This is a genomic window from Shewanella sp. SP2S2-4 (assembly GCF_031932025.1).
GTDB classification, from domain to species: Bacteria; Pseudomonadota; Gammaproteobacteria; order Enterobacterales; family Shewanellaceae; genus Shewanella; species Shewanella baltica.
The window spans coordinates 31,611-45,812 of the sequence record NZ_JAUOER010000012.1; the positions used below are offsets into that span (position 1 = coordinate 31,611).

Below are 14,202 nucleotides of genomic sequence, written 5' to 3' on the forward strand. Positions count from 1 at the left end.
CTTTAGAGGTTAAAACTACTTATATAACAATAAAATAGAAAACTAATCTTTGGTCATTCCGTATTTACGCATTTTTTCTACTAGCGTTGTACGACGTATTCCTAGCATCTCAGCCGCGCGAGCAACAACGTTATCTTGCAGCTCTAGTGCCTGACGTATCATGTCGATTTCCAGTTCTGCTAACAAATCCTTAAGGTTCACACCTTCAGGCGGTAGCTCACTTGGGAAACGTGTCTCAGGGATTTCAACCGGCTCTTCATCACTAAAGATAGAAGCCAATGCATCACGTTCTTGCTGCTCTTCGCTCATCTCTACACAATATTCGGGCACATCGATATGGCGATACTTAACGGGTAAATCGTTAACATCAACCAATCCACCCGGATATAAAATGGTGAGGCGTTCGACTAAATTAGACAGCTCACGCACGTTACCCGACCAAGCATGTTCTTTTAACGACTCTATCGCGCGCTGCGTAAAACGCACCTTGCCACGGCCTTCGTTGTAGACTCGGCTCACCAACTCTTGTAACAGCAAAGGCACATCGTCCTTGCGATCACACAACGCGGGCATTTCAATCGGGAATACGTTTAGGCGGTAATAGAGATCCTCGCGGAACTCATTCACGCTGATCATGGTTTCTAAATCTCTATGTGTCGCTGCTACAACGCGCACATCGGCATTGATGGTCTTAGTGCCGCCAACACGCTCAAATACCCGTTCTTGCAGTACACGAAGCAATTTAACTTGCATCTGCAATGGCATATCACCAATTTCATCGAGAAATAGTGTGCCACCTTCCGCCAATTCGAAACGGCCCTTACGAGAACAAATTGCCCCAGTAAATGATCCCTTCTCATGACCAAAAAGTTCACTCTCTAACAACTCTGGCGGTATAGCACCACAGTTAACAGGAATAAAAGGGCCATCACGACGCTCAGACAAATAATGGATATTACGGGCGACCACTTCTTTACCTGTACCGGATTGGCCCAGTACAAGTACTGTCGCCTCAGATGTCGCCACTTGATTAATCAAGTGCCTTACATTGGCAATACCATCGCTGCGCCCCACCAAGCTTCGAAATAACTTAGTTTGATTTGCACTTGTGGGGACTTGAGGGCGCTTAACTTGGCCAAATACTTGGCAGAAGTGTAATAATTCGGTGAGTTGAGGATAGGTTAAAGGTTCCTCAATATTTCCAAGAATGTTAGACACTTGCAGATCGTCAACGTTGCCAAGCAACAGCATAGGTTGCCATGGATGTTGACCCGCGATGTTTTTAAGTGCATCAGCATCCATAACATCAGTTAGGATAACTAAAGCTCGAAAACGAGTATCTTGGAGGCTAGCACTTAATTTTTCGGCGTCAATTTGTGCAATTTGCTCACCTAAAAAATCAAAAATGCAACACAGGCGATTTAATCGCTCTGATGAGGGGCCGATAAGTAAAATTCGTTGATCTGTTTGCATCATTCAGTAGGCCGTAAAGCTCTAATATGTATTAATTCGCATTAATTATTTATGATTAGTTGCTGTAAAAGCTTAACAAATTCAATGTAACAATCTGTGCCACCATCACTACTTTGATGAATATTGTATTATCAGCAGACGAGAAGCAAGCCTCAGATGAGGTTTATGCCAAACTGAATTGATTTTAGTTCATTTATGCCATGATTCTAGTTAAAAACGTCAAACATTTGACTTTAAGCCAAAAAAAAGACGCAACCAGTGCGTCTTTATTCTAATCAAAAAATTATTATATTAACCAGGTTCTGAATGTGCCGATATATTATGTTTATCAGCAGGAATAGCATCCCAACCTTCTTTGATGGTACGTAAAACCTCACATACATCATCAATCGCTTTCACATCATTATTGATGTTAGCTTCAGAAATTTTACGCAACATGAAATCATAAAGATCACTCAAATTCCTTGCTATCTGTCCACCAGCATCCATATCTAAGCTATTGTTTAACCCAGTAATAATCCCAATAGCCTTGCCAATATACATACCTTTATTAGACAGATCATTTTGTTCAATCGCAAGACGACTCTGCGCTAGACGTTGCAGTGCTCCCGCGAACATAAGCTGAATAATACGATGTGGTGAAGCAACGGTAATTTCACTTTCTAATGAAACCTTACGGTATGATTGCAGTGAACCTCTCATAAACACCTACCTATTTGAATCTATAGTCTTATAAACACTAATCTGGCGTTTATTCTTACTGCCTGCATGTAATAATGCTTGCCTATCAGCCATTACAACACTTGCTTTACTCGTGTACTCTTGAGTAAGGTCAAGTTGACGTTGAAGATACTCAACATCTGTCATATTCGCATCAGCCACTAATACATCGAGTAAAAGTTGACGCTCTCCAACCAGTACTTGCAAATTCGACACCAACTCATCAGTTTGAGGTTCTTCAGCAGGGATCTGAGTCAATTTATTTAAGATTTCACTCAAGATAGCATTAAGCTTATTAAGTTGTTGCACTGACAACTCCCTTACTCATTAAAGTTTATTATCCTTTCTTAACCGCACCAGGAAGTGAATTAATACGATCAATGAGGCCACTACTCTGTTGATTAAGTTTGCCAACTACAAGATCCATCGCATTAAATTGCTTAGTTAAACGCGCTGTTAACTGATCCATTTTAAGCTTAAAGGCTTCTCTTTGATCTGTGATTTGGCTTTGCTGATTGGTATATCCGGTTTGACGAGAGTCAATTAGTCCACGTGACTTAACATAGCTGTCAGCAAGATCATAAAAACGATTGGCAAGCCCTTTATCGGGCGTTGAAAATAACGCCTCAACACTAGACATATCCTCTGAAAGCACTTTATCAAGTTTAGTATCATCAATAGATAACTTACCATATCTATCTGTTTTAATGCCTATGTCATATAAGGCAATCGAATTACCACCATCAGTGTCAATTCGCTCACTCGAAATACTGCGTAATTGTGATTCTATCGAGCGAATCATAGAGTCGCCCTGTAATGCAGCAGCTGTTTTTTTCTCTTTATCATAGGATGACATTTTATCAACTGCAGTTGCTAAACTATTGTAAGCATCGACAAAAGCTTTCACATTTGTCTTTACCGCATCGTCATCTTGTTCAATTTTTAACGTAGTCGTTTTAGAAACATCAGCATCAGTTAAATTTAACGTCACACCTGTAATGGCATTCTTTACCTCATTAGATTGTGAGGTAACTTGCTGATTATCTATATAAACAATTGCATTTTTAGCATCTTGAAGCGTGGAAATATTTCCCGCACCAAACATATCATTTAGTCCAGTTCCAGACGTGTCATTAGCTGTAATACTGATTTGATTGTCTTCACCCGACTTATTAGAGCTAAAAATCAATCGACTGCCAGCATCACTGGTAATAACAGTTGCTGTTACACCTACATTATCTGATGACTCATTAACTTTTTTAGCAATAGCCGCAAGTGAGTCGGTAGCAGAAACATCAACAGAAAAGCTCTTACCATTAATGCCAAAATCTAAACTTCCTTCACCAACTGGCAGTGCAGGATCTGCAACATTGGTTCCTGCAACTTTATGGTTTACCGCAAGTTGCTCAACTTTAATACCATAGCTACCAGCCTGAGCTGTCTTGTCCGCAGTAGCAGTTATATAAGTTTCATTACTAACAGAGATTTTCCGTTGATTAAGAGCATCGCCTGTTTGTAGTTTTTTTAAGGCATCTTGAAACGTAGACAACGCACTCTTTAAAGTTCCCATAGCAGAAACCTTTGCTTTAATGCTGTCCTCTGTTTTATTAAACATCGCTTCTTTCGGTGTTTTTTCAGCATCGACTAGAACTTGCACAATTTCACTAATTTTAAGGCCAGAACCCATGCCTGTCGCAGTTAATGCCATATAAACCTCTCACTCTTCAACGATTACTACAAGTAATGTATATCTAGGCCTCTGTTTTCATCAAAAGCCCAGTGACTTCAGATAATTTCTCAGCTAGAGCTAATGCTTCTTCACTTGGCATTTGCCTAATAACATCACCAGTATCTCGGTCGAGTACAGTAACAACAGCTTGCCCTGAATTTTCATCAACTTTAAATGCTAAGCCCTTACGCATCATAGACATCATATCAGACAACTCTGTGGCAACCTGAGTCAACTTACTCGGATTCTGTTCATTATCAGTCGCATCTTGTTCTACGGTTTGTTCAATAGCCGACACCGCAGTATCCCGCTTTAACTCCACATCTGAAGCAGATGCTTTTAGCGGCACTTGAGCTAATTCAACCTTATTGTGAACCATAGAAGATGAACTTGCTATATTGATATCCATAGCCATACCTCAGCAAATTAAGTAATTGTTTTAATAAGACTTAACAAAACAAATACACTATAAAGCTTGATTAACCTTTTAATGTGGCAAAGGGAGATCCGTCGCCGAACCTCCCTTATCACTTATCAACTTTACTACTTTATATTACAGTAGTGATAAGGCCACTTGAGGTAATTGGTTAGCTTGTGCCAACATTGCAGAACCCGTTTGTTGTAACACTTGATTCTTAGTCATTTGCGATGTTTCTTTCGCAAAGTCAACATCTACAATACGGCTCTTAGCATCGGCAACGTTTGCTTGTGTATTTGCGCTGTTGCTAATGTTATGTGCTAAACGGTTTTGAATAGCACCCAAATCAGCGCGTTGTGCGTCAATAGTCTTAATCGCTGCATCAATTTTTGCTAATGAAGATGCACGGTTAGCTGAAGTAGCATTCGTTAATGAACCAACTGATAATGACGTTTTATTACTCGCTTTTACAGTAACTTTAATGTCTTCACCGTCTTGTGCGCCCACTTGGAAACTCTTACCGGCTGAAAACCCACCAGCTAATAGTTTAGTAGTACCAAAAGCAGTTGTTTTACCAATCTCATCGATTTCAGTAGCCAACTGATCCATTTCTTTTTTAAGAGCATCTAAATCGGCAGAACTGTTTGCACCGTTTTCAGACTGAACCGTTAAATCACGCATGCGTTGTAACATGTTAGTTTGTTCTTGCATCGCACCTTCAGAAATTTGGGCGATTGAAATTGCATCGTTGGCGTTGCGCATACCTACATCCAAACCACGCACTTGGCTGTTTAGACGGTTCGAAATTGCTAAACCTGCAGCGTCGTCTTTTGCGCTGTTAATACGTAGACCACTGGATAAACGTTCCATTGAAGTGGCCAAACCGCCTGCAGATGTGTTTAAATTCTTTTGAGCTTTTAATGATGTGACGTTTGTGTTTACTGTAATGGCCATGATTCGTTTCCTCTTTATACCTGGCTTGTGAACTTGCCTGTCTACTTAAGCCAGGCGGGTCTTAGTGGTTACAGTATATTTAACGGCAGCACCTTTTTTATCTTTAGGATTATTTTTAAAAAATAATAACTTTTTAAAAATAATCATTTTTTTCAAAAAGATAACTATCTTTAATAAAAACTTTGCCTACTTTCCTAGAAGATTCTAGAACAAGTAGGCAAAAGCACTTCAATACCATTGCACATCAATGGCATTAACCAAGGAGAGATAGTGCAACTTGAGGTAACTGGTTAGCTTGGGCAAGCATTGCAGAACCCGTTTGTTGTAATACTTGATTCTTAGTCATTTGCGATGTTTCTTTTGCAAAATCGACATCTACGATACGGCTCTTAGCGTCAGCAACGTTTGCCTGAGTATTTGCGCTATTACTAATGTTATGCGCTAAACGGTTTTGAACAGCACCCAAATCTGCACGTTGCGCATCAATAGTTTTAATTGCGGCATCAATTTTAGCCAAGGATGAGGCTCGATTAGCAGATGTTGCGTTCGTTAAACTTGCTACAGACAATGAAGTTTTATTACTCGCTTTTACAGTAACTTTAATATCTTCACCATCTTGAGAGCCTACTTGGAATGTTTTGCCTGCTGAAAAAGAGCCAGTTAACAGTTTCGTGGTACCAAAAGCAGTCGCTTTACCAATTTCATCAATTTCTGTCGCCAGCTGATCCATCTCAGCTTTCAACGCTGTTAAGTCCGCTGAACTGTTTGCACCATTTTCAGACTGAATCGTCAAATCACGCATACGTTGTAACATGTTCGTTTGTTCTTGCATCGCACCTTCGGCGATTTGAGCAATTGAAATCGCATCATTTGCATTTCGCATCCCCACTTCTAGACCGCGTACTTGGCTGTTCAAGCGGTTAGAAATAGCTAGACCCGCAGCGTCGTCTTTAGCGCTGTTAATGCGCAAACCACTTGATAGACGTTCCATCGAGGTCGCTAAACCGCTACTAGAAGTATTTAAATTCTTTTGTGCCTTCATCGAAGTCACGTTGGTATTAACTGTAATAGCCATGTTGAGTTCCTCTTCCTAGTTATACCGCCAAGGCTTGGAGCTTGGCTAAATTTTTAACAATTTATCTTACAGATGGATAGGTACTTGCTTTCTGTTAAATAAAGTCGAACAGGGAAACAGAACCCACCTTACTAAACACGTTAGAGACTGCGTTCAATGCAAGCTGCTGCTTTTCAAATTCCGTAATCGCTGATGCATAATCGAGATCTTCCAAGAGTGATAGTGCTGAAGTGTTCACCACTTTCTCCTCGGTATGAGTCTCTGTGTAACTTTCGACAACTTTCAGATTATTCCCCGCCACACTTCTGGCAGAACTAATTTGATTGACGCCACTATCAACGTTATTCAATATCTGTGCCAACTGCGCTCGCCCTTGGGGAGTGTTGGCAGAATTAGGATCTTCAATTAATGCAATCGCACTGCTGATCGTATCGAAAATACTGACTTCGGCCTGCGGCTCCATGGTGAAACTATCGCCAGCGCTGGGTTTTCCATCAATTTTAACGTCTATACCATTAAAACTAACGGGATTGGTTGCATCAAAATTAGCAACGTTTGCGACGGGATTATTGGCAGAATCGAGCACTTGTAAGTTAGTACCACCGGCACCATTATCAGTGAAGTTAAACGTATATGAATCAGCCACATAAGTTGCTGCATCAGCAATTTTTGCCGTTTTAACGCTAAACTCACCCTGCTGGCTGGCCAAATAATTGACGCTATAATCACCAAGTCCATTGGGGGCTTTCATAAACGCGCTATCGCCAGGGATGTTTGTCCCCATGGCCACACCGGTTTGCACTAAACTATTTCTGACGCCAGAATCACCGCTATACACAATTTTAGGCGGCGTCGAGTTATCAAAAGCAAAAGGTTCTTTATCGGTACTGAAACCGGAGAACATATAATTGCCAGATTCATCCTTACTATTCGCAATAGAAAGCAACTCTTCCAAGCTGCCTTTCATCTCATCGGCAATCATTTGCCGCTCAGTTTCAGATAGTGTGCCGTTTATCGCGCGCATAACTTGCTCACGCATCGAGCCGGTTAAATCTTCAGCACTACCGAGTTTACTTTCCGTAACGGCAAGACGATTCGTTGCATAATCAATGTTCTTAATGAACTGATCGACGAGTGCATTTTTCTGATTCAGATTATCGATACCCTGCGACGCCACAGGATCATCACCCGCAGTATTGACTTTCTTACCGCTGCTCAGTTGTTCAAGAATTTTGCTGGTCGCAGTTTGCTTTTGCAGCACACTGGTAATGCTTTGATTAAAGATCTGCGCGGATGATAATCGCATAGTTAAATCTCCTAACGCACTGAGGATAATAAGGTGTCAAAAATCTGCTGTGCGGTCGTCATGATCCGCGCAGAGGCTTGATAAGCTTGTTGAAAACGCATTAAATTTGCTGCTTCTTCATCTAAGTTCACGCCCGACTCACTCTCTACTCGCGCATAAGCTTGCTGATACACGGCCTCTGCCGAACCTGTACGCACTTCGGCCGCTTTCGTTTTACTGCCGATGTCTAACTTAGTGTTCTCGAACACATCCGCTAAGGTCGATTTACCATTATTCATCACTTTACTTTCGCTCAATTTAGCCATAGCGACTGCATTGGAGTTATCGCCCTCGGCGAAGGATAAATCGAAGGTAAATCTGTCATTACCCGCTGCAGCTGTGCTGTCAACTTCAAAGGTAAAACCAAAGGCGCTGATACTCGGTGGGGTATAAGCTGTAGCAGCTCCAAGTGATGTTCCTGCGGCATCGAATGCTTCATAGGTTGGAGGTACAGCAGTAGTGTCGAGCTTTATCGTCAACTCGCTGCCCGTCACAGGGAAATTTGCGGCGCTGCGATTGCCAATTTGAGTCAACTTAACTTGAGTATTACCCGAGTTAGCGGCATCAGCGGTAATCTTTGGGGATGCGGCGGCAATACCTTTAGGGTCTTTCATTACCACTTCAATGCCATTTGAGGCGCCCGCTGTTGGGCGAATGGCAAAACGATCCCCCGACGCCATTGCGCCTGCTTTTATGTCAATTGAAAATCCAGCACCACCCGATAACGTCGAGCCAGTTAACGTCAGCGGTGTTATCACCCCCGTTTCCGTATCTCTCAACTCATAAGTTGCAGGCACAGTACTGACACATGACAGCTCGTAGGCACCGCCAGTTAATAGACTGGTGTCATCTATGGTAACGCCTAACGTTGCATTGCCCGCATTATCAGAAAAACCTGCTACACGACCCAAGGACATCATAGGATCGTTGATATCTTTGAAGATATTGGCACCGACTTGCCCATTGAGGTCAATGCCTTGCGCTTGCATTTTGTTAAAGTTATCAGCCACGCCCAAAGCTAATTGATCAAGCTCATGACCTGCGGGAATTAACGTCTGATCACGATAATCAAACATGGCTCCTAGCTGACCACCCAGTTTACTTGGGTCAACAGTAACGCTTTGCGAGCCAATACTTGAGTTAAGCTGTAACTCTTTGGGAAATGGGTTACCCGCTTGAGTCCCCATACTCATGGCAATCTCACCGGAAACCAGCATCACAGAGCCACCGAGCATAATACTCTTGGCACCATTTTCTTGCGGGATGACATTGACTTGGGCGTACTGACTCAACTCTTGAACGAGTGCATCTTGCTTATCGAGCAGCTGCGCATCTTGATTCGGCGACTTCATCAGCTCTAGATTTAAGTTGGCGAGTTCTGTACCTATCTCATTAATACGTTTAGTCATGCCAGTTATCTGGTCATTAGTCTGATCGAGCTGGCCATTCAAATAAGACTGCATCTGATTCAGGCTGCTGGCAACTTGCTGCGCATTCGTTAGGGTTGAGCTGCGGATGCCCAAATCAGCGGGTAAGTCCGCCACGCTATTCAGCCCTGAAAACAGGTCATTCAAGCTTTGTGGCACCACTTTGCCTATCTGAGAAAACAGTTGATCGAGTTCGCTCAATTTACCATAGCTGGCTTCGGCGGCACTGAGCGTTGTTTGGCCAATGCGCAACTCTCTTGCGGCATAGTCATTGTAGATTCGCTTAACGTCATTTACGTAAGTTCCTGTGCCATAAAAACTACTACCTAAACGCTGCGATTCAAGAGTCGACTGAGTTGCCACTTGTCTGTGGTAACCCGCGGTATTGGCGTTAGCAATGTTATTACTGGTGACACCCAGTTGCGACTGGGAGGCAAGCACCCCAGTTCGCGCAATATTCAGCAGATCAACGGCCATTAGTTGACACTCCTATGAACAAACAGGGTTGTAAGGTTCATCATTTGTCTTCTCCTGGCAGAATTGATTTCAGCTCTTCACTGATGGACTGCATCACTTTAATGACTTTTTCAGCATATCGAGGATCTGTGGCATAACCCGCATCCTGCAAAGCTCGAATGAACTGAGTTGGGGACGCTGCCACTTTCTTCGCATCTTGATAACGTTCGCCTTCGGCAATGAAGGACACAAAATCGTTGAAGCTATGCTCAAAGTCACTGTAAACACGGAAGTCAGCTTTTTGCTGCACTGCCACACCGTGTTCGAATTCTAAGGTGCTGACGTTCGCTTTATCGCCCTGCCAACGGCGATCAGCTTTAATATTGAATAGGTTATGGCTCGGTGCGCCGTTATTGCCGCGAACAATTTTTTGTCCCCAGCCAGTTTCAAGCGCCGATTGCGCCAACAATACTTCTGGTTGAGTACCTAATGCTTTTGCCGCTTTTTCAGCGTGTGGGTATAAGGTCGCCAAAAACTCTTCGCGACTACCGAAGCGGACTATTTTCTGGGTTTCCCTAAAGGCCGCCGTCGGCAAAACTTGGCCGCTAATCACAGGTTCAACGACAGAAAGTGACTGTTCGCTCCAGCTTGGCTTAGGTGTATCAATTGCCAGTAAACGATTAGGCGTATCAATGTCCATTGATGAGTTTGCATCCATGGCTCTATCAGGCTCAAATACTGGTCGAGCAATGGCAGCGGGGACACCATGATTAACAACTGTGGATTCAGCCGCTGGCGCGACTGCACTCTGCATAGGCACATTAAGCGCTTTAGCATCATGGAGCATTTTCATACCGCCATCGTCGCGTAATACCGATGCTGGCGTGAAATGACTGGTTTCAGGGGAGAGTTGCTGCACCATCATATCGGCAAGACCCAATACCCCTTTGTCAGATAAATCGACCGATAACTGCTGATCGCGCATCTGCTCGTAAAACTGAGTGTATTGGCTATTGAGAGGACTATCAGACTTAAAAACCGCATTGGCATCGCGCATACTTTTCATCAGCATTTGCACGAAAATACCTTCAAATTGTTGGGCGACCTTTTTCAAGGCGCCCTTCTCATCCTTCTGTGCCTGGGCGCGGAGTGAATCTAAGCCGCCTAGGTCAAGAAAATGTGATGAACTTGAAAGCTTTTCCATGATTTTCCCGACAGAAATTAGATGATGATAAGTTCACCATGCAAAGCTCCTGCCACTTTTAACGCTTCCAGTATTGCTAACACATCTGAGGGTGCTGCACCGACCAAGTTAACCGCTCTAACCAGCTCATCCAGCGTAGTGCCTGGATTAAACATAAACATACGGCGATCACTTTCTGTCGCTGTAATCGTACTATTGCTGGTGACGGTTGTTTGACCATTAGCCAAGGCATTTGGCTGTGAAACCTGCGTAGCCTCAGCAATCGTGACTGTCATGCCGCCATGGGTAATCGCCGCTGGGAGTAAACGCACGTTTTGCCCAACCACTATGGTTCCGGTACGTGAGTTAACAATCACTTTGGCAGATTCTTCTGCTGGGATAACATCGAGGTTTTCAAGCGTTGCTAAAAAAGACACCCGTTGTGATACATCACGCGGAGCATTAACCTGCACAGATGTTGCGTCTAAAGGACGCGCCATATCAGGGCCTAATAGCTCATTAATCGCATCGGCCATCCGTTGTGCGGTAGAGAAATCAGAACGACGTAGGTTAAACGTCAAATAATCGCCAGTTGAAAATGGGGTCGCCACACTGCGCTCAACAATCGCGCCATTGGGTATACGGCCAACTGTTGGGGTATTTTGAATGACCTTTGAACCATCTAAACCATCTGCACTAAAACCACTCACCACTAAGCTGCCTTGGGCTATGGCATACACATTACCGTCAACACCTTTCAAAAAGGTTTGTAGCAAGGTGCCACCGCGTAAACTTTTGGCTTCGCCTAAGCTAGATACGGTCACGTCAAGATCTTGACCCGGTTTGATAAAGGCTGGCATATCGGCGTGTACGGCAACCACAGCAACGTTTTTAATCTTTGGTTTGACGTTGTCAGGAAGATTAATGCCGAAATTTTTGAGCATAGTCATAAAGGTTTGCTCGGTATAACTGGTTTTTTCACCCGTTCCCGGCAAACCAACCACTAAGCCATAACCGATCAACTGGTTACTGCGTACGCCCTGCACATTGGCAATATCTTTAATTCGTTCAGCCTGACTAGGTAGGGAAAACACTAGCACGGCAACGGCTAACACCAGTTTATATTTCATGATACGACTCCTTAGAAGGGCCACCAGTCGCTCATAAAGAACTGGCTTAACCAGCCCACTTTTTGAGCATCTGCGAAAGTACCTGTGCCACTGTATTGAATACGAGCATTTGCCATCCGCGTTGAATCGATAGTGTTATCGGGTTTAATGTCCTGCGAGCGAACCAAACCTGTGACGCGAATAAACTCATCACCGTTATTGATTGAGATCCATTTTTCGCCGCGGATCACTAAGCTGCCGTTATTCAGCACTTGCATCACGTTTGCTGAGATGCTGCCATCTAAACTATTGCTCTGATCTGCATCCGATTCACGCTTAGTGTTCATGCTATCTTTATAACGTAAATCAATTGGCACTCCGCCAATGGACACATTACTACCACCAGCAAAAATGGGATCTAAGCTCATGTCAGAGCCTTTTTTGATCTGATTACCTGCACTCTTCTTAGCTTGAGTCGACTCTTTCAAAACGATAGTGATAATGTCGCCAACTTTGTGAGCACGTATATCCGAATACAAACTAGATGCTTGACTGTCTTGATAAATAGAGCCAGTCGCGGCAATTTTTGTCGGCGGTGCCTCTGGGTAGACCGGCGCATAAAAGGGATCATCCGCAAGGGGTTTCTTTTGCGTCGAGCTACAGGCTGCAAGCAATAACGCGACGGCCACCACAAGATATCTAGCCATGATGTTTGCCTCTATAAATTCTGAGTCACATAAGACAGCATCTGATCTACCGCAGAAATCACTTTGGAGTTCATCTCGTAAATGCGCTGACTTTCGATAAGGTTCACCAGTTCTTCGGTCACGTTAACGTTAGAGGTTTCTAATGCGCCTTGACGAATCGCTCCCATACCATCTAACGAAGCGGTACCTTGAATTGGCGTGCCGCTCGCACCAGTTTCCGTGTATAAGTTTTGCCCCATGGGATCTAGACCCGATGGATTAATAAAATCCGTCATAGTCAACTGACCCACAACTTGGTTCTCTGCTGTACCTGGGGTTTTCACTGAAACTTCACCCTCCGCGGAAACGGTAATACTGGTCGCATTGTCAGGAATAGTGATCGCGGGTTGCAGCAAGTAGCCAGAACCGGGTGTCACAATCTGGCCCGTATCGTCTAAGGTAAACTGACCGTTTCGGGTATAGGCCGCAGTACCATCGGGTAGCTGGATTTCAAAAAAGCCGGGGCCTTCAATCATCAGATCCAATGAGTTATCCGTAGTCAGCATGTTGCCTTGGGTAAACATTTTCTGCGTGGCGACGACTTTGGTACCCGCACCTATGTTTAACCCATTAGGTAACTTAGTGTTAGAAGCGCTGACACCGCCCGCTTGGTTAACTGTTTGGTAAAGCAAATCTTCAAATACTGCGCGACTTTTCTTGTAGCCCACAGTGCTGGCGTTCGCCACGTTGTTCGAGATCACCGCAATGTCAGTTTGCTGTGCGTCTAAGCCAGTTTTACTAATCCATAACGCCGGATGCATAATCTATCTCCTAACTAATACGCATTAATGAAGATGAAGCGCGATCATTCTCTTCCGCGGTTTTCATCATCTTGACTTGCAATTCAAACTGACGCTGAAGGTCAATCAAAGACACCATTTCATCGACAGGGTTAACGTTACTGCCTTCCACTGCGCCACTTTCAACTGCGACGAAAGGATCAGCTGGTGCTGGTTCTCCTGACATTTGTCGAAATAATCCATCTTCACCACGCATCATCTGCGCATTACCGGGATTAACGAGTTTCAAGCGACCAACTTCTTCCACCACTTCAGCGGTAGCGCCCTGAGGTCGAACAGAAATAATGCCATCCTGAGAAATTGAAACCTTCTCAATAGGGAGCGGCAACACTATGGGGCCCGCATCTCCCATAACAGGATTTCCCCTGTCATTGTGTAGTAAACCCGTAGAGTCGAAACTTAAACTGCCTGAGCGGGTATAGGCTTCACTGCCATCTTTTGCCTGCACGGCAAACCAGCCGTCGCCTTTAATGGCAACATCGAGATCTCGTCCAGTGGTTTTTATGGGACCAGAGCGAAAATTAGCTGACGGAGATTCTGTCATCGCAAATACCCTGGAAGGCAACCCTTCACCGAAGGCTTGCATTGAGCGAGCTTGTGCCATATCGGATTTAAAACCGTCGGTATTAGCATTGGCTAAGTTGTTCGCACGGAGCGCCAGCTCATTCATATTTTGCTTGGCGCCACTCATGGCGACATAAAGGAATTTGTCCACAGACTGCTCCGTCAAATTTTCTACATGACAATAGCAAAGCAAGCATCGTGCC

At 44.0% G+C, this 14,202-nt stretch carries 14 protein-coding genes; all 14 read right to left on the reverse strand.

Annotation, left to right across the window (positions count from 1 at the left end):
• Positions 1 to 42: 42 nt before the first annotated feature.
• On the reverse strand, positions 43 to 1,476 hold the full coding sequence (locus Q4Q54_RS11460) for a sigma-54 dependent transcriptional regulator (protein ID WP_006082410.1): 1,434 nt from the start codon (positions 1,474 to 1,476) through the stop codon (positions 43 to 45).
• A gap of 288 nt (positions 1,477 to 1,764) precedes the next feature.
• On the reverse strand, positions 1,765 to 2,175 hold the full coding sequence (gene fliS, locus Q4Q54_RS11465) for a flagellar export chaperone FliS (RefSeq protein ID WP_311988495.1): 411 nt from the start codon (positions 2,173 to 2,175) through the stop codon (positions 1,765 to 1,767).
• Between the two features lie 6 nt (positions 2,176 to 2,181).
• Entirely contained in the window at positions 2,182 to 2,502 is a 321-nt protein-coding gene (locus tag Q4Q54_RS11470) for a flagella biosynthesis chaperone for FliD, FliT (RefSeq protein ID WP_311988496.1), read from the reverse strand.
• Between the two features lie 28 nt (positions 2,503 to 2,530).
• Positions 2,531 to 3,901 carry a flagellar filament capping protein FliD gene (fliD, locus tag Q4Q54_RS11475; RefSeq protein WP_311988497.1) on the reverse strand — a complete coding sequence of 457 codons (1,371 nt, stop codon included), beginning with the start codon at positions 3,899 to 3,901 and terminating at the stop codon, positions 2,531 to 2,533.
• 43 nt (positions 3,902 to 3,944) lie between these two features.
• Positions 3,945 to 4,331 (reverse strand): flagellar protein FlaG, encoded by a 387-nt coding sequence (locus Q4Q54_RS11480; RefSeq protein WP_311890007.1) that lies wholly within the window; start codon positions 4,329 to 4,331, stop codon positions 3,945 to 3,947.
• 144 nt (positions 4,332 to 4,475) lie between these two features.
• Positions 4,476 to 5,294, reverse strand: a complete 819-nt coding sequence (locus tag Q4Q54_RS11485) for a flagellin (RefSeq protein WP_311890008.1) — start codon at positions 5,292 to 5,294, stop codon at positions 4,476 to 4,478.
• Between the two features lie 253 nt (positions 5,295 to 5,547).
• Positions 5,548 to 6,369, reverse strand: a complete 822-nt coding sequence (locus Q4Q54_RS11490; protein ID WP_311890010.1) for a flagellin — start codon at positions 6,367 to 6,369, stop codon at positions 5,548 to 5,550.
• A gap of 94 nt (positions 6,370 to 6,463) precedes the next feature.
• Complete coding sequence (gene flgL, locus Q4Q54_RS11495) at positions 6,464 to 7,675, reverse strand: flagellar hook-associated protein FlgL (protein WP_311988498.1); 1,212 nt, start codon at positions 7,673 to 7,675, stop codon at positions 6,464 to 6,466.
• Between the two features lie 11 nt (positions 7,676 to 7,686).
• A complete protein-coding gene (gene flgK / locus Q4Q54_RS11500; RefSeq protein ID WP_311988499.1) occupies positions 7,687 to 9,618 on the reverse strand; it encodes a flagellar hook-associated protein FlgK in 1,932 nt (643 codons plus the stop codon).
• A gap of 40 nt (positions 9,619 to 9,658) precedes the next feature.
• Complete coding sequence (gene flgJ, locus Q4Q54_RS11505) at positions 9,659 to 10,801, reverse strand: flagellar assembly peptidoglycan hydrolase FlgJ (RefSeq protein ID WP_311988500.1); 1,143 nt, start codon at positions 10,799 to 10,801, stop codon at positions 9,659 to 9,661.
• A 17-nt stretch (positions 10,802 to 10,818) separates the two neighbouring features.
• Positions 10,819 to 11,910 (reverse strand): flagellar basal body P-ring protein FlgI, encoded by a 1,092-nt coding sequence (locus Q4Q54_RS11510; protein WP_115334213.1) that lies wholly within the window; start codon positions 11,908 to 11,910, stop codon positions 10,819 to 10,821.
• An 11-nt stretch (positions 11,911 to 11,921) separates the two neighbouring features.
• Positions 11,922 to 12,596: a flagellar basal body L-ring protein FlgH gene (gene flgH, locus Q4Q54_RS11515; protein WP_311905308.1), complete on the reverse strand. Its 675-nt coding sequence runs from the start codon at positions 12,594 to 12,596 to the stop codon at positions 11,922 to 11,924.
• A gap of 11 nt (positions 12,597 to 12,607) precedes the next feature.
• Positions 12,608 to 13,396 (reverse strand): flagellar basal-body rod protein FlgG, encoded by a 789-nt coding sequence (gene flgG / locus Q4Q54_RS11520; protein ID WP_006085642.1) that lies wholly within the window; start codon positions 13,394 to 13,396, stop codon positions 12,608 to 12,610.
• A gap of 10 nt (positions 13,397 to 13,406) precedes the next feature.
• Positions 13,407 to 14,150, reverse strand: a complete 744-nt coding sequence (gene flgF, locus Q4Q54_RS11525) for a flagellar basal-body rod protein FlgF (RefSeq protein WP_126491503.1) — start codon at positions 14,148 to 14,150, stop codon at positions 13,407 to 13,409.
• Positions 14,151 to 14,202: the final 52 nt, after the last annotated feature.

Excerpts from the sequence above, each read along its gene's own strand:
- Q4Q54_RS11490 (WP_311890010.1), bottom strand. The coding sequence starts at position 6,369 with ATGGCTATTACAGTTAATACCAACGTGACTTCGATGAAGGCACAAAAG.
- flgH (WP_311905308.1), bottom strand. The coding sequence starts at position 12,596 with ATGGCTAGATATCTTGTGGTGGCCGTCGCGTTATTGCTTGCAGCCTGT.
- flgG (WP_006085642.1), bottom strand. The coding sequence starts at position 13,396 with ATGCATCCGGCGTTATGGATTAGTAAAACTGGCTTAGACGCACAGCAA.
- fliS (WP_311988495.1), bottom strand. The coding sequence starts at position 2,175 with ATGAGAGGTTCACTGCAATCATACCGTAAGGTTTCATTAGAAAGTGAA.
- flgL (WP_311988498.1), bottom strand. The coding sequence starts at position 7,675 with ATGCGATTATCATCCGCGCAGATCTTTAATCAAAGCATTACCAGTGTG.
- flgJ (WP_311988500.1), bottom strand. The coding sequence starts at position 10,801 with ATGGAAAAGCTTTCAAGTTCATCACATTTTCTTGACCTAGGCGGCTTA.
- Q4Q54_RS11480 (WP_311890007.1), bottom strand. The coding sequence starts at position 4,331 with ATGGATATCAATATAGCAAGTTCATCTTCTATGGTTCACAATAAGGTT.
- Q4Q54_RS11460 (WP_006082410.1), bottom strand. The coding sequence starts at position 1,476 with ATGATGCAAACAGATCAACGAATTTTACTTATCGGCCCCTCATCAGAG.
- Q4Q54_RS11510 (WP_115334213.1), bottom strand. The coding sequence starts at position 11,910 with ATGAAATATAAACTGGTGTTAGCCGTTGCCGTGCTAGTGTTTTCCCTA.
- flgK (WP_311988499.1), bottom strand. The coding sequence starts at position 9,618 with ATGGCCGTTGATCTGCTGAATATTGCGCGAACTGGGGTGCTTGCCTCC.
- Q4Q54_RS11485 (WP_311890008.1), bottom strand. The coding sequence starts at position 5,294 with ATGGCCATTACAGTAAACACAAACGTCACATCATTAAAAGCTCAAAAG.
- fliD (WP_311988497.1), bottom strand. The coding sequence starts at position 3,901 with ATGGCATTAACTGCGACAGGCATGGGTTCTGGCCTTAAAATTAGTGAA.